This window comes from Bacillus sp. FSL M8-0049 (genome assembly GCF_038593355.1).
GTDB classification, from domain to species: Bacteria; Bacillota; Bacilli; order Bacillales; family Bacillaceae; genus Bacillus; species Bacillus safensis.
This window is the reverse complement of the sequence record NZ_CP151986.1, coordinates 1,065,599-1,088,788: the sequence shown is the minus strand read 5'-3', so window position 1 is coordinate 1,088,788 and position 23,190 is coordinate 1,065,599. Positions and strand designations below refer to the sequence as shown.

General features: G+C 41.8%; 21 protein-coding genes, 1 pseudogene and 1 riboswitch. Of the genes and pseudogenes, 8 read left to right on the top strand and 14 right to left on the bottom strand.

Going from position 1 to position 23,190, the window contains the following annotated elements; genetic code table 11:
* Positions 1-21: 21 nt before the first annotated feature.
* From NSU13_RS05465 to NSU13_RS05430, 8 genes and pseudogenes are all read right to left on the bottom strand, one after another.
* Positions 22-1,173, bottom strand: coding sequence for an acetylornithine transaminase (locus tag NSU13_RS05465; protein WP_326136587.1), 1,152 nt, complete (start codon positions 1,171-1,173; stop codon positions 22-24).
* On the bottom strand, positions 1,170-1,946 hold the full coding sequence (argB, locus tag NSU13_RS05460; RefSeq protein ID WP_025093396.1) for an acetylglutamate kinase: 777 nt from the start codon (positions 1,944-1,946) through the stop codon (positions 1,170-1,172). Before argB ends, NSU13_RS05465 begins: the two co-directional genes overlap by 4 nt.
* A gap of 14 nt (positions 1,947-1,960) precedes the next feature.
* Positions 1,961-3,181 carry a bifunctional ornithine acetyltransferase/N-acetylglutamate synthase gene (gene argJ, locus NSU13_RS05455; protein WP_342489918.1) on the bottom strand — a complete coding sequence of 407 codons (1,221 nt, stop codon included), beginning with the start codon at positions 3,179-3,181 and terminating at the stop codon, positions 1,961-1,963.
* A 22-nt stretch (positions 3,182-3,203) separates the two neighbouring features.
* Positions 3,204-4,241 (bottom strand): N-acetyl-gamma-glutamyl-phosphate reductase, encoded by a 1,038-nt coding sequence (gene argC / locus NSU13_RS05450; RefSeq protein ID WP_342489917.1) that lies wholly within the window; start codon positions 4,239-4,241, stop codon positions 3,204-3,206.
* Between the two features lie 137 nt (positions 4,242-4,378).
* Positions 4,379-4,492, bottom strand: a pseudogene (locus tag NSU13_RS05445) (MFS transporter); the annotation flags it as partial.
* 28 nt (positions 4,493-4,520) lie between these two features.
* Positions 4,521-5,327 carry a hypothetical protein gene (locus tag NSU13_RS05440; RefSeq protein WP_342489916.1) on the bottom strand — a complete coding sequence of 269 codons (807 nt, stop codon included), beginning with the start codon at positions 5,325-5,327 and terminating at the stop codon, positions 4,521-4,523.
* Between the two features lie 226 nt (positions 5,328-5,553).
* A complete protein-coding gene (locus NSU13_RS05435; RefSeq protein WP_024425066.1) occupies positions 5,554-5,862 on the bottom strand; it encodes a metal-sulfur cluster assembly factor in 309 nt (102 codons plus the stop codon).
* A 46-nt stretch (positions 5,863-5,908) separates the two neighbouring features.
* Positions 5,909-6,694 (bottom strand): alpha/beta fold hydrolase, encoded by a 786-nt coding sequence (locus tag NSU13_RS05430; RefSeq protein ID WP_034282104.1) that lies wholly within the window; start codon positions 6,692-6,694, stop codon positions 5,909-5,911.
* Between the two features lie 137 nt (positions 6,695-6,831).
* Between NSU13_RS05430 and NSU13_RS05425 the strand changes: the two genes are divergently transcribed.
* The 3 genes from NSU13_RS05425 to NSU13_RS05415 all read left to right on the top strand — a co-directional run bounded on the left by NSU13_RS05425 (position 6,832) and on the right by NSU13_RS05415 (position 8,070).
* A complete protein-coding gene (locus NSU13_RS05425; RefSeq protein ID WP_024425068.1) occupies positions 6,832-7,644 on the top strand; it encodes a Cof-type HAD-IIB family hydrolase in 813 nt (270 codons plus the stop codon).
* 88 nt (positions 7,645-7,732) lie between these two features.
* Complete coding sequence (locus tag NSU13_RS05420) at positions 7,733-7,882, top strand: hypothetical protein (RefSeq protein ID WP_024425069.1); 150 nt, start codon at positions 7,733-7,735, stop codon at positions 7,880-7,882.
* Positions 7,879-8,070, top strand: coding sequence for a DUF3813 domain-containing protein (locus NSU13_RS05415; RefSeq protein WP_024425070.1), 192 nt, complete (start codon positions 7,879-7,881; stop codon positions 8,068-8,070). Before NSU13_RS05420 ends, NSU13_RS05415 begins: the two co-directional genes overlap by 4 nt.
* Before the next feature lie 50 nt (positions 8,071-8,120).
* Here NSU13_RS05415 and NSU13_RS05410 read toward each other — a convergent pair whose 3' ends face one another.
* Both NSU13_RS05410 and NSU13_RS05405 read right to left on the bottom strand, forming a co-directional pair.
* Entirely contained in the window at positions 8,121-8,576 is a 456-nt protein-coding gene (locus NSU13_RS05410; RefSeq protein ID WP_024426502.1) for a BsuPI-related putative proteinase inhibitor, read from the bottom strand.
* A gap of 14 nt (positions 8,577-8,590) precedes the next feature.
* The gene (locus NSU13_RS05405) at positions 8,591-9,433 is read right to left on the bottom strand and encodes a YitT family protein (RefSeq protein ID WP_024425072.1); all 843 of its coding nucleotides are present in this window, start codon (positions 9,431-9,433) and stop codon (positions 8,591-8,593) included.
* A 139-nt stretch (positions 9,434-9,572) separates the two neighbouring features.
* Here NSU13_RS05405 and NSU13_RS05400 point away from each other — a divergent pair, with 139 nt between their 5' ends.
* Complete coding sequence (locus NSU13_RS05400; protein WP_024425073.1) at positions 9,573-10,424, top strand: DegV family protein; 852 nt, start codon at positions 9,573-9,575, stop codon at positions 10,422-10,424.
* A gap of 47 nt (positions 10,425-10,471) precedes the next feature.
* On the opposite strand, the gene NSU13_RS05395 is transcribed toward NSU13_RS05400, so the two are convergent.
* The 3 genes from NSU13_RS05395 to NSU13_RS05385 form a co-directional block, all read right to left on the bottom strand.
* Positions 10,472-12,121 (bottom strand): methyl-accepting chemotaxis protein, encoded by a 1,650-nt coding sequence (locus NSU13_RS05395; RefSeq protein WP_342489915.1) that lies wholly within the window; start codon positions 12,119-12,121, stop codon positions 10,472-10,474.
* On the bottom strand, positions 12,118-13,095 hold the full coding sequence (locus NSU13_RS05390) for a BMP family ABC transporter substrate-binding protein (protein ID WP_065214218.1): 978 nt from the start codon (positions 13,093-13,095) through the stop codon (positions 12,118-12,120). The genes NSU13_RS05395 and NSU13_RS05390 overlap by 4 nt, the downstream gene beginning before the upstream one ends.
* Before the next feature lie 145 nt (positions 13,096-13,240).
* Positions 13,241-14,089, bottom strand: coding sequence for a S1 RNA-binding domain-containing protein (locus tag NSU13_RS05385; protein ID WP_342489914.1), 849 nt, complete (start codon positions 14,087-14,089; stop codon positions 13,241-13,243).
* 225 nt (positions 14,090-14,314) lie between these two features.
* Here NSU13_RS05385 and NSU13_RS05380 point away from each other — a divergent pair, with 225 nt between their 5' ends.
* From NSU13_RS05380 to NSU13_RS05365, 4 genes are all read left to right on the top strand, one after another.
* Positions 14,315-14,806, top strand: coding sequence for a YajQ family cyclic di-GMP-binding protein (locus NSU13_RS05380; protein ID WP_012009527.1), 492 nt, complete (start codon positions 14,315-14,317; stop codon positions 14,804-14,806).
* An 81-nt stretch (positions 14,807-14,887) separates the two neighbouring features.
* A riboswitch (SAM riboswitch) is annotated at positions 14,888-15,006 on the top strand.
* A gap of 78 nt (positions 15,007-15,084) precedes the next feature.
* Positions 15,085-16,926, top strand: coding sequence for a bifunctional homocysteine S-methyltransferase/methylenetetrahydrofolate reductase (locus tag NSU13_RS05375; RefSeq protein ID WP_041117099.1), 1,842 nt, complete (start codon positions 15,085-15,087; stop codon positions 16,924-16,926).
* Positions 16,910-20,338, top strand: coding sequence for a methionine synthase (gene metH, locus NSU13_RS05370; protein ID WP_342489913.1), 3,429 nt, complete (start codon positions 16,910-16,912; stop codon positions 20,336-20,338). The genes NSU13_RS05375 and metH overlap by 17 nt, the downstream gene beginning before the upstream one ends.
* A gap of 134 nt (positions 20,339-20,472) precedes the next feature.
* A complete protein-coding gene (locus NSU13_RS05365; RefSeq protein ID WP_120207325.1) occupies positions 20,473-21,330 on the top strand; it encodes a GNAT family N-acetyltransferase in 858 nt (285 codons plus the stop codon).
* Between the two features lie 43 nt (positions 21,331-21,373).
* Here NSU13_RS05365 and NSU13_RS05360 read toward each other — a convergent pair whose 3' ends face one another.
* On the bottom strand, positions 21,374-23,188 hold the full coding sequence (locus tag NSU13_RS05360; protein ID WP_251232204.1) for an IucA/IucC family siderophore biosynthesis protein: 1,815 nt from the start codon (positions 23,186-23,188) through the stop codon (positions 21,374-21,376).
* Positions 23,189-23,190: the final 2 nt, after the last annotated feature.

The following is a 23,190-nucleotide window of genomic DNA, read 5'->3' as shown; positions in this document are numbered from 1 at the left end:
ACGTTTGTTTGTAAAAAAAATTTACACCGAAACTGTTTTATTGGCTAATACTTGAACAATTGTTTCGATCGCTTGATCCAGCTCTGCTTTCTTCACATTCAGCGGAGGTAATAAACGAATGACATTCGGACCAGCTGGAAGCACCAGCAGCCCTTGTTCTCTAAGAGCTGTGATATAGCCGGCGACTGGCTGATCACATTCAATACCTGCCATCAATCCTTTTCCCCGCACTTCTTTTACGATATTCAGCTGTTTGACATTTTGCAGCTTTTCTAACAGGTAATCACCCTTTTCTTTCACTTCTGAAAGAAACTCTTCTTTGAAAATGACATCGAGTGTCGCATTCACAGCCGCCATGGCAAGCATATTTCCACCAAATGTTGTACCATGTGAACCTGGCGAGAATGCATCTCCTAGAGCTTTTTTCCCTATGACTGCACCAACTGGAAAGCCGCTTCCTAACCCTTTTGCCGAAGTGATAATATCAGGGTCAAGACACGTCTCTTCGTACGCAAATGCTGTTCCTGTTCGACCGATGCCGGTTTGGATTTCATCTACAATCAGCAGTGCTTCATGCTTTTTGCAAAATGCTTGAACGGCTTCTAGAAATTCTGGTGTCGCTGGATTCACTCCACCTTCACCTTGCACAACCTCCAGCATCACCGCTGCCACATCATCGACTTCACACGCTGACATAGCGTCTGGATCATTAAACGGTACGTAGTGAAAGCCTTCTAGCATAGGACCAAAGCCAGTTTTGATTTTATCTTGGCCTGTCGCAGCCATACCAGCATACGTGCGCCCATGGAAAGAGTGCAAAAATGTAATGATATTTGTTTTTCCTGTCGCCTTACGTGCTAATTTAATGGCACCTTCATTTGCCTCTGCCCCGCTATTGCAGAAAAACACGAGATCCCCTGAACTGTTTTCTGCCAGCTTTTCTGCTGCTTTTTCTTGCAGTCCATTTTCAAATAGATTTGATACATGCCAGACGTGGTCAAGCTGTTCCTTAATGGCTTCATTGACCTTTGGGTGATTGTGGCCTAAATTTGTAACCGCAATGCCTTGTATAAAGTCTAAATATTTTTTTCCATTTGTATCGACTGCCCAAGAACCTGCTGCCTCTTTAATTTCAACATTCCACCGTCCATAAGTTTGAAAGAGATGACTCACAGGACCGCCTCCTTTTGTTTCACAATTCTTGTTCCTTTAAAGGTTTCTCCTGTAAAGATACTGCCTTTGCCATTTACGATCATCACTTCATCTACATCACCTGATAAAGCACTCAATGCGGATTGTACTTTTGGAATCATTCCCCCGGAAATAATGCCTTCATCAATGAGTGAAAGGGCTTCTTGTTCGGTGACGACATCTAATAGTTCACCATTTTTTAAAATGCCTTCAACATCTGTGACAAACATAAGCTTATCAGCCTTCATGGCTCCGGCGACAGCTGATGCTGCTAAATCGGCATTCACATTTAAGGTTTGGCATTCTTCCGTCATAGACAGCGGCGCAATCACAGGAATGAATTGTTTTTCCATGAGTGCTTCTGCCATCTCTGGATGAACTTCTTTGATTTCGCCAACGTACCCGTAAACGTCTTGATCTAGGAAATCGGCGACAAGCATCTGCCCATCTTTACCGGATACGCCGACAGATGAAATATCATGCTTTGCGAGCTCTGACACAAAGTATTTATTGACCGTTCCCGAAAGAACCATTTCGGCTACCTCTAACACAGGCTTCGTTGTTTTACGCTGCCCGTCAACAAATTCTGTTTTCACTTCTAATTTTTGCAGCATGTCGGTGATTTCAGGTCCTCCGCCATGCACGATAGCCAGTTTAAATCCAGCGGCTTGAAGTGAGCGGACATTTTCATAAAAGGTATCTGAAAGTTCTCGAATGACACTGCCTCCACACTTGAACACGATCGTTTTATTCATGTCTATCTCCTTCTTTATGTGCGATAGCTCGCGTTAATTTTCACATAATCATAGGTAAGGTCACAGCCCCATGCTGCTGCTTCACCATTCCCCTCACTCATTTGAATGAAAATCGTAATCTCATCCTTTTCTAGATATGCTTTTGCTTCCTCTTCTGAGAATGGCTGCGGTTCATTGTGTTTGAACAAACATTGTCCGCCTAAATAGACTTCTACCTCTTCCGGTGTGACGGATGCTGCGCTATGACCAATGGCTCCAACGATTCGTCCCCAATTGGCATCCGTACCATATACGGCAGTTTTAACAAGACTTGAACCAACGATTTTTTTTGCAATGATGCCGGCTTCCAAGTTATTTTTAGCACCAGCGACTTTTGCTTCAATTAATTTGGTTGCGCCTTCTCCATCTCTCGCAATCTCTTTGGCTAAATCCTCGCAAGCTAGTTTTAATCCTTCTTTAAACAATGGCCACTCTGGATGCTCTTCATTGAGTACATCGTTTTCTGCCATGCCATTTGCCATCACAAGCACCATATCGTTTGTCGAAGTTTCTCCATCGACGGTAATTTGATTAAAAGTCACATCCGTAATGTCACGAAGCGCTTGCTGTAAGGCTTCCTGTTCAACATTTGCATCTGTTGTGACAAAGCCAAGCATTGTCGCCATGTTCGGGTGAATCATGCCAGAGCCTTTTGCTGCGCCTGAAATGATAATCTCTTTTTCGTCTATCGTAAGAGTGTATGCTGTATTTTTAATGACAGTATCTGTCGTTAAGATCGCTTCTTCAAAATGGCCTTTTTCGGCTTTTGCTTCTTTTAAATCGGCGATGCCCTTTTTGATTTTATCCATCTCCAGACATTCCCCAATGACACCAGTAGAAGAAACAGCAATGTAATCAGGTGCTACACCTAACATATCTGCACAGGCTGCCCGCATGTCGTATGCGTCTTTTAATCCCTGCTCACCAGTACATGCATTGGCGATAGCACTATTGACAATGACACCTTTTAATTGTCCTGTCTTTTTTAAGCTTTGTTGTGTGACTTTGAGAGGCGCAGCTTGAAAGTGACTTTGTGTGTAGACCGCTGCACTTGCTGCTGGTACTTCGCTGACGATGAGGCCAAGGTCTTTTTTTGAATAGCGCAAGCCAATGTGAATCCCCTTCGCTTCAAAGCCTTTTGGTGATGATACGTCACCGTCTATTTTGACAATGCTTTTTTCATTCAATTCGATCATGTTTGTTGTCTCCCCTGTTCTCTTATGGATAAAGAGGTGTCATTGTGAGGCCCGCCTCTTCATGTAAGCCTTTGATGATGTTGAAGTTTTGAACCGCTTGGCCGGCCGCGCCTTTCATGAGATTGTCTATGACCGACACGATTGTCAGTCTCCCTGTTCGCTCATCTAAATGAAAGCCAATGTCACAGAAGTTACTGCCGTATACTTCTTTCGTTTGTGGATAAACGCCGTGATCTCTCACTCTGACAAAATAGGAATCTTCATAAAAGTCTTTCATTCGCTTCATCAATTCTTCTTTTGTGACATCTGTTTTTAATTGTGTATACATCGTCGCCATAATCCCTCTTGTCATCGGGACAAGATGCGTAGAAAATGTGACGTTCGCCGTCTGCGGATCCCATTCTCTTAATATTTGCTCTATTTCTGGCGTATGCTGATGCTCATTCACCTTATAAATTTTAAAGTTATCGTTTAGTTCTGAAAAATGCGTGCCAAGTGAGGCAGATCGTCCGGCACCGGACACCCCTGTTTTTGCATCTATTATAATCATGGATTCATCGATGACATTCTGTTTGATGAGCGGTGCTAAACCGAGAAGAACTGCGGTAGGAAAGCAGCCCGGATTGGCAATCACTTCAGCCTGTTGAATTTTGTCACGATTCAGTTCAGATAAACCGTACACCGCTTGTTGGACAGATGCTGCATCCGCTGCCCTTCGTTTATACCAAGCTTCATAGGTTGCTCCATCTTGAATGCGCAAATCACCTGATAAATCAATGATCGGCACTCCTTGATTCATCAGCTTTGGTGTCAGTTCACTAGATACGCCTGCTGGTGTCGCTAAAAACACAGCATCTGTCTCTTGCACAATGGCAGCCGGGTCAATGGCTTTTAATGTTTGGTCAGTCATGTTTGTCAGATGCGGATAAGATTGACTGTATGATTGCCCATCACCACTTGATGAATACAATATACATTCCTCCACATGCGGGTGATGCTTGAAGATACGAACCAATTCCGCACCACCGTACCCTGTAGCACCTATAATACCTATTTTCAACGTCAATACACCCTCTTGATCTTTGTGAAATTATTTAACATTATAACATGTATAAAAATTAATTCAATTGTATATTTAATATTTGTTTTCATTTTTTTTCAACAAAAAAACCGCATATCTTCATGAGACATGCGGATTTATCTTTCGTTTTTGATATAGAGGACCATGAGTGCACTGCATAAATATAATATGGAGCTTGCATAAAAAATGAAGTAAACGGTAAAGAAATCAGCAAACAGGCCGCCAAGCATATAAAATGCCATAATTGCTGTATTGTTCTTATGAATTTTTGTTTAAAGATTGTTTTTCTGCACTCGATTCTAATTCATTTATTTCGCTGACATAATAATCATAGAAATCATTTGTTTTTTTTGTATTAGAACAAATTAAAACTGGCAATTTACTTGATCTCCCTTTTAAAATTCTAGTATCCACTACAATTACTTTGTCATCCATTCGATAAATAGATCTTGAAGGAAAAAAATTATGAAAATATAAATGCAACTCACTTTGAGTTGCTTTTTTTCTTTGTTTACTTTTTCTTCCATAGATGGTTTTCCATAAATCCGTAACCTTGTGAATTGTTTGTTTTAATTCATCCGGTGATATATCATATTGAGCGGCTAAAGCTGGTAAAAATTTAGATTCTGGAGATAACAAAAAAACTCTAATTTTACAATTAGAATTTATTAACTTATTCACAAAGTGATCATGATTCGTTTTTGTCCATGTTTCGCCATAAGTATGAAAAATATCAATTGAATTTTTTGCATTTTTTATGTAATAGCCATAATCAATTTGTGTTACATCTAGAAATGTTTCATTGATTCCCGTGTTTTGAATGTTTTCTTTTAATTTTAATTTATCAAAAATCATTTCTACTAATTTGTCCTTCATAAAGTATTCATTAAATCCAGTAAATACACCCGATATAAGTAATGCAGCTCCCACATTACTTGTTATAGCTTTCCATATATTATGTGAAGGCAATAACTCCGAAATTAAAAAAAGAACAATGCTGACAATAATAGTTAATAGTATTACAATTAAATTAGATACACTATATCCACTTTTTAGCCTAATCATATGATCACCCCACTTATTAACTTAAAAACCCCCAATTTTCCATATATTTCATTATAATTCAATCTACAAAATAAAACCATATAATACATTAAGAAAACTTCTAATAAAATTCAATAATTTGTACAAAAGTAGTACCTACATCAGTTCACATATCTTTAAAAGATTAATTTTTCATAAAAAAACCTGGCATGAGTTCAACTCATACCAGGCATTTTTCATTTTGTGCTTATTGAATACCAAGCGCGATTTTTGCGTATCTTGACATTTTGTCTCGTGTCCAAGGGGGATTCCATACGATGTGAACTTCTGTTTCTTTTACTTCTGGAAGATCACTTAATGCTTTTTTGACTTCATCTACGATAATTGGTGCAAGAGGACAACCCATTGATGTTAAGGTCATGGTGATATCCGCTTTTCCATTCTCATCAAGATCGACATCATAGACAAGTCCAAGGTTGACGATGTCGACATTCAGCTCAGGGTCAATCACCTGTTCTAGGGCGCCTAAAATATTTTCTTTCAATGCTTCATCCATGATATCCACTCCTTTTTCCATTAGTATAACGTACTTTTTCTTATGACTAAACGTTTGTGCTTTTCAGATGTGTCTCAAACCAGTCTATCGTTTCGAACATCGCTTGTCTTGAGACCTTATGTCCAGCTTGTCCATCAGTGATAAAACGAATCAGATGCGGATCCTGCTTATATTGTGTGGCTACTAACTCATCATATAGAGTTTTTGCGTGCCGGTAAGGGACGACAGGATCGTTTTCTGCATGCCAGAATAACAGCGGTCTTTTGTTTAATCGATCTGTTTGCAGCGTTAAATCATATGGGCGCAGGGCGTCTAATTGCAGATGAACCTCTTCGTCTGTAATGTCTTTCATCAACCCTTTGTGACGCATGTCCATGATTTGTGCTTTTAGAAATGTCGTATAGTTTGGACTTCCCATCAAGCTGACAGCGGCTTTGATCCAATCATGCTTGGCAAGTGCACCAAAGGTGGTGATGCCGCCCATGGATGTACCCGCAACGCCTATCAGATCGGCTTCAATCAATTGTTTTTCTTGAAAGTATGTTTTGAGTATATCGATTTCACGAATTTCGTTCAGGACAATTTCCCAGAACTTTGATGCCAGTTCCTCTAAGCTGAGGTTTTCTGATCTTACACCATGATAAGCACAGTCAGGTAAAATGACTCTCATGCCTTTTTCTGCCAAATGGAAGGCAAAGTGTAAATTATGCTCACGTGCACTTGTAAATCCGTGAATAAAAAATACAAGCGGCAGCGGTTTGTCTTTATTTTCAGCTTTTACGATATGTAAAAATGGAATATCGCGCGTAATTTGCTCATCAATGGTGATCACAGCCTATGAATCCTCCTTTATCATTCCCGTCTTTGTTTATTTTAACATGTAGACAACAAAGATGTGATAAAGATACACTATAGAAAGAGGCGCTAACATGAATTGCCTCCTATCACTTACAGATCAAAGGAGATTTTATGGAGACTAAACCTTATCTAATCGCACTTGACCTGGATGGCACATTATTAAAAGATGATAAAACCATTTCTGCGCATACACTTGACGTCATTCAAAAAGTGAGAGACAGCGGGCATCACGTCTGTATATCAACAGGCCGGCCATTTCGTTCCAGCTCTCCTTATTATCAGCAATTACAGCTTGATTCACCCATTGTGAATTTTAACGGAGCGTTTGTCCATCATCCTCTTGATGAAAAGTGGGGCAGATTTCATACGTCACTTGATCTTCAAGTAGTCAAACAGCTTGTAGACATTAGTGAAGAATATAAAGTGCATAATGTCTTAGCTGAAGTGTTAGACGATTTGTATTTCCATTATCATGATGAAAAACTCATTGATATCTTTAATATGAATGCAAACAAAGTCACTGTTGGAGACCTTAGGGACAACCTTGGAGAGAATGTGACGAGCGTGTTAATTCATGCAAAAGAAGAGGACGTCGGAGCCATTCGAAGCTATTTATCAGATGTTCATGCAGAAGTGATTGATCACAGGCGCTGGGCTGCTCCGTGGCACGTGATTGAAATCATTAAAACAGGCATGAACAAAGCCGTTGGACTGCAAAAGATCAGTGATTATTACGGTGTTCCTAAGGAGCGGATTGTGGCATTCGGAGATGAAGACAATGATTTAGAAATGCTTGAATTTGCTGGATGCGGTGTAGCAATGGGCAACGGAATTGATGCCGTGAAACGTGTCTCAAATGAAGTCACTGATACAAATGAACAAGATGGGATTGCAAAGTTTCTAACGAATTACTTCTCGCTTTAATTTTTCCATTCATACATAGCAGATGAAAGCGGGCATACTACCGTTAGACAGGTTGTCCTGTCAGCTTGTGTAAAGGGGCGGATTCCGAATGGGTAAAAGAAGCAAATCGAAACGCTTTATACAACAAGGTAAAGATTCAGTCAGTCTTCATGACGCACGTTTTCCTTATCGTTCGACACTTGAAGAAGCGTCAGACAGAGGGAATATGAAGACTGATGCTTCTGGAGGTTCATTGTGAGAAACGAACTTTTTGATCAAGCCAAATCGTTTACTGAAGAAGCTCTTACTTCTTCATTTTCATCTGGGTTAGAGCGTCAGCAGGCAGTCAAGCGAGCGAAAAATGCCGTATCCTCTGCATTTGCCAATTCGACAGATGCAGAAAGAAACCAGCTGCATACCTTCCAAGACTTGCTCGATGATCTCTAACATAAAAAAGCTGTTCACCTAATGTGGACAGCTTTTTCTGATTCCCTCGCTTATTTGACTTGGAATGTTTTCTTCTCCGTGATTTGTTTCAGCCCTTCTGCTTTTCCTTTAAACGTTACGACTGCTTCGTATGTTCCGGGCTTTACACCGTTTGACCATGTATCTTGAAAATCATACGCCTCGCCTTTTTTCAGCACAAAAGTTTGGATGGCCTGTGTGAACATACGGTCTTTCGAATAGCGGTATTGTTCATTCCCGTTTTCGTCATACACACTAAGCTCGAATTTTTGGCTTGTGTTAAAAGTAAATTCAAAATCTCGATCTGATTCATTTTTCAGTGACATGTTAAATTGAACTGAAGAACCTTTCTGGACGGGGTCTACTGTGAGCTCAACCGTTTTTTCTCCCATTTGACCGGATACCTCCTTGTCTGGTTCATCCTTTTTTTGTTGTCCACAAGCGGCTAAAACCAATAGAATGAGAAGAAGCACAAACCCTTTTTTCATCTGCTACCCACCTTTTAATCTCGTCTGAAAAATCCAAGAATATTGGTTGTCTGCACAATATTTGTAAAGGCTTTTGGATCGACTTCTTTAATAATTTGTTCAAGTTCATACAGCTCATACCTTGTAATAACGATCACCATCATTTCCTTTTGCTCGTTGGTGAATGCGCCTTTTGCAGGTACAGTCGTAATGCCTCTGACCATTTTTCCGTAAATGGCTTCTTTGATTTCATCTGCTTTCTTCGTGACAATCATCGCGGTCAGCTTCTCATGTCTTGTATGGATGGCATCAATGACCCTTGTGGTCACATATAATGTGACAAGGGTATATAATGCTTTCTCCCAACCTTGTAATAATCCTGCTGTAAAAATGATGATTCCATTTAAAATGAAGAAATACGTGCCAACTGGTTTATCCTTCCACTTCGCTAAAACCATAGCAACAATGTCTAGTCCGCCTGTCGATGCCCCGTATTTGAGCGTAATCCCAATCCCTACTGCGGATATGACACCGCCAAACACAGCATTTAATAAAATATCGTGGGAAACACTCGTTTCTGGTAAAATGCCAAGGAAAATGGTCGTCAGTGCAACACTGATGATGCTGTACAAAGTAAAGGAACGGCCAACTTTCATCCAGCCTAAAATGCCGACTGGAATGTTTAAAATAAATAATAGAATCCCTGTTGATACATAAAATGGCGCATATTGATCGATTAAGCTGGATAACAGCTGGGCTACCCCTGTAAAACCGCTTGCATATACGTCAGCTGGGATTAAAAATAAATTCAGTCCAATCGCATTGAGTAATGCACCAATAACGACGACAATGAGTTTTTTTGCTTCTCCAATGAACATGTTGTCATTCCTCCACTTACCATTCTCTCTATGGTTTTCCCTAAAATTTAGAATTTGAACACGAAAAGATGATTTCTATGATATAGTTAGGCTAAAAAGATGTAAAATATGGCTTATTTTTTAGAAAGAAGGGATTTATATGACTGTTCATATCATAGCAGACAGTGCTGCTGATCTGCCTCTTTCTTATTATGATGAACATAACATAACGCTCATTCCGCTCCGCGTATTGCTTGGCGAGCAGGAATTTGAGGATTTGATCACCATTGAACCAAAACAAGTATTTGATGCGATGAGACAAGGAGCCAGTCCAAAAACGTCACAGGCTTCACCAAACCGGATCAAGGAAACCTTTGTTTCTGCCGCTCAAACCCATACATCTGCTATCTATGTCGCTTTTTCATCAGAGCTTTCAGGTACATACCAGACAGCTGTGATGATGGCAAACGAAGTGAAGGAAGAATACCCGGATTTTGATTTACGAATCATTGATTCTAAATGCGCTTCACTCGGCTATGGGCTTGCTGTCAAACACGCTCAATCACTTGCCATTGACGGAAATACAATACAAGAAATTGAAACGTCTGTAAAGCATTTTTGTGAATCTTTACAACATATTTTTACTGTAGACGATTTATCGTATTTAGCAAGAGGCGGAAGAATCAGTAAAGCGTCCGCATTTGTTGGCGGTTTGTTAAGCATTAAGCCCATTTTACATGTCGAAGATGGAAAACTCATCCCGCTTGAAAAAATCCGCGGACGTAAAAAACTGCTGAAACGCATTATTGAACTAATGAAAGAACGCGGAACGGATTGGTCGAACCAAACGGTCGGTATTAGTCATGGTGATGATCCTGCACTGGCGGAAGACATGAAACAGCTGATCGAAGCCGAATTTCATCCAAAGGAAATTGATATTCAGATCATCGGCGCCGCTGTTGGGTCCCATTCAGGGCCTAGCACGCTTGCGATCTTTTTTACAGGCAAATGATCATAAAAAGCACCCTTCCCTGACACAACACGGGAAGGGTGCTTTTCTTATGAAAGTTTAAATCGCTGGACGGTTTCATTTAACCTCGCTGTCATACTCATCAATTCTTCGACCTGTTTGTTCATTTGATGGAACGATTGCAGCTGTTCATTGGCTGAGGCAGAAATTTCTTCGCTGCCAGCTGCTGTTTCTTCTACAACTGCACTAATATTTTCAATCGAGTGCAGCACTTGTCCGCCAAGTTCTGTTGATTGCATAATTTGGTCATTTAAGACCGCCATTTCTTGTTTAATATGCTGCGCTTTTGTTTCTATATCTTCAAAGGAGTGTGAGGTTTTGTCCATCGCATCCTGCTGCTGAAGTGAAAGTTTGACCCCTTCTTGAACAGTTTGACTAATGGATTGAATGCCTCTTTCAATATGACTGACCATGTCAAAGATTTGTCTTGTTGCATTAGACGATTCATCAGCAAGCTTGCGAATTTCATCTGCTACAACGGCAAAGCCTTTTCCAGCTTCGCCTGCTCTTGCCGCTTCAATGGCTGCGTTTAAGGAAAGCAGGTTTGTTTGGTCCGCAATGTCAGAAACCGTTTTGGCCATGGCCGAGATTCCGCTGGCGTATTGCGTAAATTCTCCTGCTGATTCTTCGATTTGTCTCGTGGCATGTGTATTTTTTTCAATCGCTGTTTTTGTTTCTGTTAACGTGTGCTTTCCGCTTTCTACGGCTTCGATGGCATCCTCTGTACTGCGGATGACCGTTTGCGAGCGTTCTGAATTTTTACGTCCATGATGGTCCATTTTCTCAATCAAGCTGACGCCGTGCTGGAGATCTTCTGAAATCGCTTGTGACCCATTGGCCATTTCGTCTGTCGAAACAGATACTTGATTCGCAGACTCCATCATCTTTTTGTTTTCATCATTCAGGTGGATCGAGAATGTCTCTACTCGGCTTGAGACATTGCTGATTTCTTTAATCAGACTAATCAACTGATCTGTCATTTGATTAAAGGATTCATTCAAGCCGCCGATTTCATCCTTGCGCTGAATATCCATCCGCTCCACAGCAAGATTGCCTTCTGCGATCTGCTTTGCTCTGTAGGATAGTGATTTGATGGGTGTCACGATGGATCGCGTTAATCCAATATTCAAAAAGACAGCAATGACAATCAGTGTGAGTGCTGAGACGAGTGCACTTGTGATAATCCATTGGACATTGTCTGCTGCAGCCTCTAGATTTTGTTTATACGCTTCTTCTGCCCTTTTATTCATCGTATGCACATCGTTTAAAACGCCATCAATTCTTGCTGCCACACGTCTTGCATCCGATGCGTTTTTTTCACCAATGGCGTTGTTTGCTTCCTTGGTCCACGTGTCAAATTTTGAATTTAACCTTGTTAATGCCTCTTTGTTCATATTTCCTGCATGTTTGTTTAGCGTTTGCAGCTGCTTTTTTGCTGTAGAAATATCGTTTTGAACGATCTCTAGCTGTTCATCTGAGAGTGTCATCGAATAATTGGTCATGGCTTGCTCGACACTTTCAAAGCTTGCCTTCGTTTTTTGTACGTTTAATAAGGTTTGCACATCTGTCTCATTTGATGATTGGATCTTTGTCATGCTGACAATGATAAAGGCGATGACGCCAACTGCTAAAAGAAGTGAAATAAGTGAGTTAAGTAAAATTTTGACGCGTAAGCTCATGATGCGTCCCCCTCTTCTTTTAGAAGCGTCTGCTTCAGCCCATTTAATTTTTTGGTCAGTGTCTCAGCATTTTTCAGGATCCGGATTTTTGCCATATCGATTCCATCATTGCTTAAGTCATAGACAACATGACCGCTTTTCATTTGATTGTTCTTGACGAGCTGTTCACTGAATTGATAGACCACTTCATCGACTTTTTTCACCATAGACGAAATGACCGCTTTTTCAGCAGTATAGTACTGATCGCTGTCTACACCAATGGCATATTTACCCTGCGCCTGCGCTTCTTTTAATACACCGACACCTGTATAACCGGCTGCGGCATATAAAACGTCTGCTTTCTTTTTGATCATGTCTTTGGCTATTTTACTACCCTTGCCTGCATCACTAAACGTACCGGCATAGGTGGATAATATCTTGATTTTCGGATTGACTGATTTGGCCCCTTTTTGAAATCCTTTTTCAAAACGATGAATGACATCTGCGTCAACACCGCCAACAAATCCAATGACATCGCTTTTCGTTGTCATTGCAGCAAGTGCTCCCGCTAAATAGCTGCCTTGCTCTTCTTTAAACGTCACAGAGGTCACATTTTTCAGCTCAGATACAGCATCGATCAAAAGGAACTGCTTCTTCGGATATTTCTTTGCGACTTTTTCCAGGTCTTCTTGCATACTGAAACCTACACCAATGACAAGATCATTTCCATCTTTTACGAGTTCTGTCAGCCCTTTTTCATATGTATCAGTTTCTGCAATTTCTCTATAATCAAATTCAATGCCAAGCTCATCACGTGCTTTTTCTAATCCTTTAAATGATGAATCGTTAAATGATTGATCACCAAGACCATCATCTGTGAGCATAACGCCAATATGCTTCGCAGTTGATTTTGGCGCCCCCTCCTGTTGATTACCGCATGCGGCGAGCACCATAAGCATGGCTGCCATCAGAAGTAATGAAATCTTCACTTTCATCCAAAAACACACTCCTTTTATCATCCTTACTCCTTTTTTATCGGATTTGAGAGGCGTTGTTTCAATGATTAGTGAAGGTTTTTCATGACTTTTTTCACAGAAAAAATCCATTATTTAAGACAAAAATAAAAAAGTGAGCAAATGCTCACTTTTTCTCGTATGTCCAGCCTTCTTTTTGGTAAACTAAATCATTTTTCATGAGATGACCTAGTGCTCGTTTAAAGGCTGCCTTGCTCATTTGAAATCTTTCGCGGATATCCTCTGGATCACTTTTGTCCCCATAAGGCATGGCGCCGTTTCTTGTTCTCATATAGGTTAAAATTTCTTCTGCATCGACAGATAGTGCATCCTGTTTTCTAGGAAGCAGAGAAACGTTCACCGTTCCGTCCTCTTTCACTGCAATGACGCGTCCTGTCACGGTCGATCCTAATCGTGGCTCTTCCTTTCGTTCCGTGCGGTGAATAAACCCACGCACGCCTGTATCTGTCAGCATAAAAGAACCTGTCGCAATTAAACGATAGATTGTTCCAGTGATTTCTTTGTTCATTAAGGTTTCTGGTGCCTCTGTGAACAATTCACTGATCACGTCTTCTGTGGCTGGTTTTGCGAACATTCTGCCGTAGCTTGTAACTTTCAGCATACAGTAGAGTTTGTCTCCTTTTTTCGGCCATGCTTCCTCAAAAGGCGGGAGGTGTTCTGTTGAAACAAGTGCATCCTTTGACAGCCCAACATCAACAAATGCGCCCATGTCTTCTACCACGTCCACGACTTCTACCCAGTCGTATGTATGTGCGTTAATTGTAGGTATTTTCATCGTGGCAGCGAGTCTTTCTTCATGATCTACATATAAGTAGACCTCTACTTCATCTCGGTCACCAATATCTTCTGTCATTTCACTGCGGTGTAAGAGGACCGAATCTTCACCGTCTGTCAAAAAGTAGCCGTATTCCATTTCATTCTCTATTTGCAAGGTCAGTTGCTCACCTGGTCTCATGTTCTCTTCCTTCCTATCTGCCCATAAAAGAGCGTTCGTTCATCTTTTGATTCACTCTATTCTACTATACTTCTTCCTGCATGAACATCTCTAGTTCTGTTAGCTAAAGTGGACAAACTGGACACGATTTATACGGCTGGCGGCTTTACTCTTTGATAAAGTTTTCTTCTTCTGCTATTTGCATGATAAAATAGACGCAATATCTAAACTTGGAGGTCATGTGTGATGGCAAAAGAAAGCTCATTTGACATTGTATCGAAGGTTGAACTGCCTGAAGTGCAAAACGCTGTTCAAGCAGCACTGAAAGAAATTAAAAACCGTTATGATTTTAAAGGAAGTAAAAGTGATATTTCTCTCGAAAAAGAAGAGCTTGTCCTCATTTCTGATGATGACTTCAAACTTGAGCAGCTAAAAGATGTGCTTGTGACAAAGCTGATCAAACGAAATGTTCCAACTAAAAACATCGATTACGGAAAAACTGAGCATGCCCTAGGCGGTACAGTACGCCAGCGTGCGAAGCTGATCAGCGGGATTGATCAAGACAACGCCAAAAAGATCAACGCGCTTATCAAGCAGTCTGGCATCAAAGTGAAATCACAATTTCAGGATGACCAAGTGCGTGTGACAGGGAAAAATAAAGATGATTTACAAGAGGTGATTTCTCTTATGCGCAAGGCCGATTTGCCGATTGATGTCCAATTTATAAATTTTCGATAAATTTCAAATTTTCCATTGATTATTTCTGCATTTTTCGTTACAGTTGATGGAAGTTCAATTCATTGACATGTTCATATTGCTTTCTTATCAAGAGAGGCAGAGGGACTGGCCCTGTGAAGCCTCAGCAACCGGTGTAGTAGAAATCCAATTTCTATGACCAAGGTGCTAAATCCAGCAAGCAACTGCTTGGAAGATAAGGAGAAGAATTACGATACAGCCAAAAAGTCTTCTTCTTATCAGAAGGCTTTTTTTGTTACATAGAAATAAGGAGGAATACAATGGGCCTATTACAAGACTTACAAAACCGCGTACTGATTGCTGACGGAGCGATGGGAACACTTTTATACTCTTACGGCATTGACCGCTGCTTTGAAGAATTAAATTTATCGAAAGAGGATGAAGTGAAACGCGTGCACGAAGCATATGTGCAGGCAGGCGCTGACATCATCCAAACGAACACATACGGTGCGAATTATATTAAACTATCCCGCTACGGCCTAGAGGAAGAAACGAAACGCATCAATACAAAAGCGGTACAAATTGCAAAAGCAGCCGCAGGCTCTGCTTATGTACTCGGAACAATTGGCGGCATTCGAACGTTTAACAAAAATGCTTACTCTATAGAAGAAATCAAACGAAGCTTTAGAGAGCAGCTGTACATCCTATTAAATGAAGAGCCTGACGGAATATTGCTTGAAACATATTATGATATAGAAGAAGCGAAGGCTGTTCTCCAAATTGCCCGCAAAGAAACGACTCTTCCGATTGTCATGAACGTTTCTATGCATGAACAAGGCGTTTTGCAGGATGGTACCCCGCTGAAGGATGGTTTATCTGAGTTATCATCTCTTGGTGCAGATGTTGTCGGCATCAACTGCCGGCTGGGCCCTTATCACATGATTCAGGCACTCGAAGGCGTTCCACTTTTGGAAAATTCTCATTTATCTGTCTATCCTAACAGCAGTCTCCCCTCTCTTGAAGCAGGCAGACTCGTCTATGATACCGATAACGATTATTTCCGAAAAAGTGCACTTGAATTTAGAAATCAGGGCGCACGTATTATCGGAGGCTGCTGCGGAACAACACCTCAGCATATTAGCGCAATGGCTGAAGCGGTCAAAGATTTAGCACCGATCACTGAAAAAGAAGTGAAGGTGTTAAAAGAAGAAATCATTTCCATCCAAGATCAGCGCACTGAGCCAGGTCTTGATGAGCTGGCTGTGAAAAAACGATCGATTATCGTAGAGCTTGATCCGCCGAAGAAGCTGAACTTCGAAAAATTTCTCGTTGCTGCAAATGAATTAAAGGATGCTGGCATTGATGCATTGACGTTAGCCGATAATTCTCTTGCGACTCCGCGCATTAGCAATGTCGCTTGCGGCGCATTATTAAAGCAGCAGCTCGATATGCGTTCTCTTGTTCATATCACATGCCGCGACCGTAATTTGATTGGGCTTCAATCTCATTTAATGGGGCTCGACACCCTTGGATTAACCGATATTTTAGCGATCACAGGCGATCCATCTAAAATTGGAGACTTCCCAGGTGCAACATCTGTGTATGATTTAACCTCCTTTGATTTGATTCGTCTCATCAAACAGTTTAACGAAGGCCTTTCTTTCTCAGGAAAGCCCCTTGGCAAAAAGACCAATTTTTCAGTGGCTGGCGCGTTTAACCCAAATGTGCGCCATATTGATAAAGCGGTGAAACGTCTTGAGAAAAAAATCGAATACGGTGCTGATTATTTTATTTCACAGCCTGTTTATTCTGAGGAACAGCTTGTGAAAATTCATGAGGAAAGCCGCCACTTGGATAAACCGATTTATATCGGCATTATGCCGTTAACAAGCAGCCGAAATGCAGAGTTTATTCATCACGAAATTCCAGGCATCAAATTATCTGATTCTATTCGTGACATTATGGCTAAGGCTGGCGAGGATAAAGAAAAGCAGCGAGCAGAAGGCTTAGCGATTGCCCGCTCTTTATTAGATACAGCCTGCGAATTGTTTAATGGCATTTATTTAATTACTCCTTTCCTTCGATCAGATTTAACAGCAGAACTGACCACCTACATCCATCAGAAAGAAAAGGAGTCTAACGTCCATGTCAACTATCACTGAACAGCTCAAAAAACGCATCCTCGTCCTTGATGGGGCAATGGGCACAATGATTCAAAACGCCAACCTGACAGCAGAGGACTTTGGCGGAGAAGAGTATGAGGGCTGTAACGAGTATTTGAATGTGACAGCCCCTCACATCATCTCTAAGATCCATAGGGAGTACCTTGAAGCAAGTGCTGACCTCATTGAAACAAATACGTTCGGCGCGACAAAGCTCGTCCTTGACGAATATGGGCTTGGGCACCTTGCCTATGAACTCAATGTTCGAGCTGCGCAGCTGGCAAAGGCAGAAGCTGACCGTTTCTCCACACCAGAAAAGCCTCGTTTTGTTGTAGGCGCAATGGGCCCGACAACGAAAACATTATCTGTAACAGGCGGCACAACCTTCAGTGAGCTCGTCAGAAATTATGAAGAGCAGGCCCGCGCTCTAATTGACGGAAAGTGTGATGCCCTTCTTTTAGAAACAAGCCAAGATATGCTGAATGTAAAAGCTGGATTCAAAGGGATTCAGGAAGCCTTTCAGCAGACGGGCATCCAATTACCACTCATGGTATCAGGAACGATTGAACCGATGGGCACCACCCTTGCTGGTCAGGATATTGAAGCCTTTTATATCTCTCTTGAGCATATGAAACCAATCAGTGTGGGCCTTAACTGTGCGACTGGTCCAGAATTTATGACAGACCACATCCGCACGCTCTCCTCCATTGCAAAGTCAGCGGTGAGCTGCTATCCGAATGCTGGTCTCCCAGATGAAGAAGGCCAATATCATGAATCCCCTGCCTCTCTTGCTAAAAAAATCGCCGCCTTTGCTAAGGAAGGCTGGTTAAATATTGTCGGCGGCTGCTGCGGAACTACACCTGCGCATATTCAAGCATTGTCAGATGAAGTACGCACGCTTCAGCCGCGTCATATCAACCGCGAATCACCGCAGCATACCGTATCAGGAATTGAGCCTCTTATTTATGAGGATTCGATGCGTCCTCTTTTTGTAGGAGAACGGACCAATGTCATTGGTTCTCGCAAATTCAAACGGCTCATTGCGGAACAAAAGTTTGAAGAAGCAGCAGAAATTGCTCGTGCTCAAGTGAAAAATGGCGCTCACGTCGTTGATGTGTGTCTCGCCGATCCAGACCGTGATGAGGCAGCAGACATGGAAGGCTTTTTACAAGAAGCCATGAAAAAGGTGAAAGCCCCTTTTGTCATTGATTCAACGGATAAACACCTGATTGAAAAGGCACTGACCTACTCTCAAGGGAAAGCCATCATCAATTCCATCAACCTTGAGGATGGCGAGGAACGCTTTGAAGAGATTCTTCCTCTTGTGAAGCTATATGGCGGTGCACTTGTTGTTGGCACGATTGATGAAATAGGAATGGCGGTGACAGCAGAACGAAAGCTTGAAATTGCTGTACGTTCTCACGATTTACTAACAAAGAAATATGGTATTCCCGCAAGTGACATCATTTTTGATCCGCTTGTCTTTCCCGTAGGCACTGGAGACGAGCAATATATTGGCGCCGCTGAAGAAACGATCAAAGGCATTAAAATGATTAAGGAAACCCTGCCTGAGTGCCTCACCATTTTAGGCATCAGCAACGTATCTTTCGGACTTCCGCCTGTTGGCAGAGAAATCTTAAATGCCGTCTATTTGTATCACTGCGTGCAAGCAGGGCTTGACTATGCCATTGTCAATACAGAAAAGCTTGAACGCTTCGCTTCCATTCCAAAGGAAGAAATCAAACTGGCTGAAACCTTGCTTTATGAAACAAATGATCAAACACTGGCTGAATTCACCCAATTTTACCGCGGCAAAAAGAAAACGGAGAAAAAACCAAAGATCTCCTTTTCACTTGATGAAAGGCTGGCGCTCTATGTCGTCGAGGGAACGAAAGAAGGTCTCATCGATGACCTATCCCTTGCTTTGGAGCAATATGAATCGCCGCTTCATATCATCAATGGCCCGTTAATGCAGGGAATGGCTGAAGTTGGTCGTCTTTTTAATCAAAACGAATTGATTGTAGCCGAAGTGCTTCAATCGGCTGAGGTCATGAAAGCATCTGTTTCGTTTCTTGAGCAATATATGGAAAAGCAGCATGCGAGCGGGAAAGGAAAGATTCTACTTGCGACCGTAAAAGGAGATGTCCATGATATCGGGAAAAACCTCGTCGACATCATTTTGAGCAATAACGGCTTTCAGGTGGTCGACCTCGGCATCAAGGTGACACCTCAAACATTGATTGAAGCTGTGCAAAAGGAAAAACCAGATATGATTGGATTATCAGGCTTACTTGTAAAATCCGCACAGCAAATGGTACTAACCGCTCAAGATTTACAAAAAGCCAATATTTCTGTTCCTATTTTGGTCGGCGGTGCTGCCCTTTCTCGTAAATTTACGAAAATGAAAATTTCGCCTCATTATGATGGACCTGTTCTTTATGCAAAAGATGCGATGGACGGACTATCATTAGCCAATGAGTTAAAAGCGAATCCTCTTCAATTTCAAACAAAACCGCAAGAAGAGCCAGCGGCACCTTTCAAGGAAAAAGAAGGAAAGCAGCCGAAAGCTGTCATAGAATTACTAGAAAAACGCGCAGCACTCCCGAAGGCACCGGTATTTACGCCAGAAAATACCGCACGCCATTATGTGAAGGACATCGATTTGCATCATATTATGCCTTATGTGAATGAACAAATGCTTATTGGTCATCATCTCGGCTTAAAGGGAAAGATCAAAACCTTATTAGCTGAAAAGCACCCAAAAGCATTGGAATTAAAACAGCTTGTCACAGATCTTCTAAACGAAGGCAGAGAGAAAAACTGGTTTGCGCCAGCATTTGTGTATCAATTCTTCCCTGCCAGTTCAGACGGAAATGATTTGCATATTTATGATCCCATAGAGCCTGACCGCATCATTGAAACGTTCCAATTTCCAAGGCAGGAGAAGCTCCCGTACCGCTCCATTTCTGATTATGTACGGAAAAGTGATGAAAACGAGAAAGATTATATTGCCTTATTCGCCGTCACAGCCGGCGCGCGTATACGCGAGGTCGCGCAGCAATTTAAGCAGGAAGGAGATTATTTAAAAATGCATGCTGTCCAAGCTCTGGCACTTGAGCTTGCAGAAGGATTAGCTGAAAGAACCCACCAAGTGATTCGTGACAAATGGGGATTCGCTGACCCAGTCGATTTTACAATGGAAAAACGATTCCAAGCGAAATATCAAGGGCAGCGCTATTCCTTTGGTTATCCAGCGTGTCCAAATCTTGAGGATCAAGAAAAGCTGTTCAAGCTGCTTCAGCCTGAAAAAATCGGCATCCATCTGACAGAAGGATTCATGATGGAACCTGAAGCATCTGTTTCAGCGATCGTCGTTTCCCACCCTGAAGCTCGATATTTTAATGTTCATTAAGACTGGACCCTCCGTCATTGGGGGTTCTTTTTTGATACACGCTGAGAGGAAAAGGATCTTCCTTTTCCTTTTTCCTATGCCTTCATATGGTACGATACATATAGATGAAATCAGCTAAGAAGGAGTTGCGTGTATTGGAAAACGTTGTACAACGAACTTTAACACTTGATGACATACCCGATCTTATCGCATTGTCAAAAGAGGTCGACTGGCCTGATTACAATGCGGATGAGCTTACATCTCTTTTAACAAACGGATATTTTACAGGTTTTTCAACAACAGATGGACAAGTGATCTCATGTGCAGGACTTTTCCAATATGATAAAGCAGCATCAATTGGTGCCGTTATTGTATCTGAGACACATCGCGGCTTAGGCCTTGCACGGAAAATGATTGACACCCTGCTTCGCAGAAGCGATCAAAGCGTTCCTGTCGTTTTAACTGCTACTGTACAAGGACAGCCCGTTTACGAAAAAATTGGATTTCAAACGGCCGGCTACATTCATACATACAAAGCACAGACCACGAATCCAGCGGCTTTTCGTGTGTCAGGCGGGATTCACCTTTCTCCTGCTGATGAAGCGGACCTTCCGTCTATTGAAGCACTTGACGAAAAAGGTGCAGGCACCAATCGATCGAGCTTTATAAGAAAGCGAATGGAACGAGCATCGTTCCGGCTGATTGCAAAGAATGAGCACCATGAAACAACTGGATTTGCCTTTGGCATCGAAACCCCTGCTAATCTAATGATTGGACCGCTTACAGCAAACGATGAACAAACCGCTCTCTCGCTTATCCAATCACTCATCTCGTCTTATTCAGGCGCAATTCGTTTAGATATGCAGGAAGAAACTGCTGAACGCCTGCATGAAACACTTGTTGAAGCAGGATTTACAAAAACAAACGTAGCGCATTTTATGATGATTCGCGGGAAAGAAAAACTGAATGATCCCGCCCTTTTCTATTTCCTTGCCTCTCAAGCATTTTCTTAAAAAACAAACAAGCTGTAGACACTTGATGTCTACAGCTTTTCTATTACTTCTCCCCAACTGACGAAAGAACATGAGCGAGTGCATTTGTGACCTTCCCATGCTCTGATGCATGCGGGCGGTCATCACCATCTCCATAGCCATAATCAATCATTCGATTACGATTTAAGCAAAGCTTTGTCAGCTTCGGCTGGAATAGATCAAATAATTCAAAACGGTCTTTTAGCTGCGGGAATTGATTTTGATACTGCTGAATTTCTTCAGCAAGCAAACGCCAAAGAGTCGTTTCATCTAACAGATTGTGATTGTCTAATACGTTGGATACATAACGCAGATTGCAAATAAATAATCCTGTAAAGATAAATTGCACCAGACCTTCTGGCGGCTCACTGCGCAGCACTTCTCTTAAATCTTCTTCTAATGAAGCTAATTCAGGCAGCGGCTGGTCACTTATATTCACATCATCAACGAAATCTTTGATCGCCAAACGATGCGGCTGATGATTTTTTAACACAAGAATTGTATTTTGCCCATGCGGTGAAAAGACTGTGCCGTATTGATACATAAAGTGCAGCAGCGGCGGCATCACGACATGGAAAAACTTCGCCATCCATTCTTTTGCTGAGAGACCTGATTTTTCAATCAGCTGCTTGATATACGGCTCACCTTCATGATCCTCATAAGTGAGTGCCGCAAGTGTAACAGGGCTCTCCCCTTCTTCTAAGTACGTATAAATGCTTTCTCTAAAAATGACACCGAGCATCTCAAGATATTGATACGGCGCACCAGGCAGTTTGCTGTAGTATGGATGATCGACATTGATACTTGCATTCTCACCTGGTAAAATGACGCGGCAGACATCAGATAAAAATGAGTCTTGATCGGCAATCCCTTTAATATGCGCTGTAATGCGCGGGGCAATGACCGTACGTTCTGATGGGAGTCCACGGTACACGAGTGTATTTAAAATACTCATTGGCAGTTTAATATGATGCTTGCCTTTGTTTGAGATATTTGTAAAGGTTCTGATCGACTGCTGCGGGATATATTGATCCAGTCCCTCTCCCAAATACACAATCCGGCGCAAGGCCAAATCTTCCGGGAAATGCTGAATAATCATATGCGTCCACTGCCACTGATGGACAGGCATCATATAATAGTCAGCTGCATTCAGTCCTTCATCCTTTAACACACGCTGAAATTGACGAATCGTGACTTCATCTAATTCTTTGGCGATCACCTGCTCATAGTTTTCATGATCGACTGCATGGAATGTCGCAAGCTCTCTATGTACAGCAATCCAAGACAGCTGCACACATTCCTGCCGTTCTGGTGCATAAGCTAAGTAATCATCGTAGCTGAATCCTATACGTCCTTTGTTATACACAATCCAAGGATGGCCTGTCATTTCTCCTTCAATCCATGCATAATCCGTATCTGTCAGTTCATCCGCACGAAGTGCTTTTTTCGACAGCAAATGGACATCGGCTAACAAAGTATGGTGAAGCTCTTTGATAAGATGGCCTGTTGTATCAGAAGACATTGGAATGATCGGCTGAATGTCTAGTAAAAACACAATGGCACTGACATCCTTTGACCATTTTCCATCTTGACAGCACTCAATTGATTCAGCGATTGTATCAAAACTATCAAACAACCGAGGTTTTGCCAGATAACGATATTTCTTATGTTCGTGAATGATTAATTCATACTGCGCGATGCCATCCTTACAATCCAGCTCAACAGGATGAAGCATGTCCTCATACATATATTCAGACAGCATTTTTGCCACCATTCGCTGGTTTGCCTTTTTCCAAGCAGCAGGATTCACCGCTTTTTTCAATTCATCTTGTACACTCATCG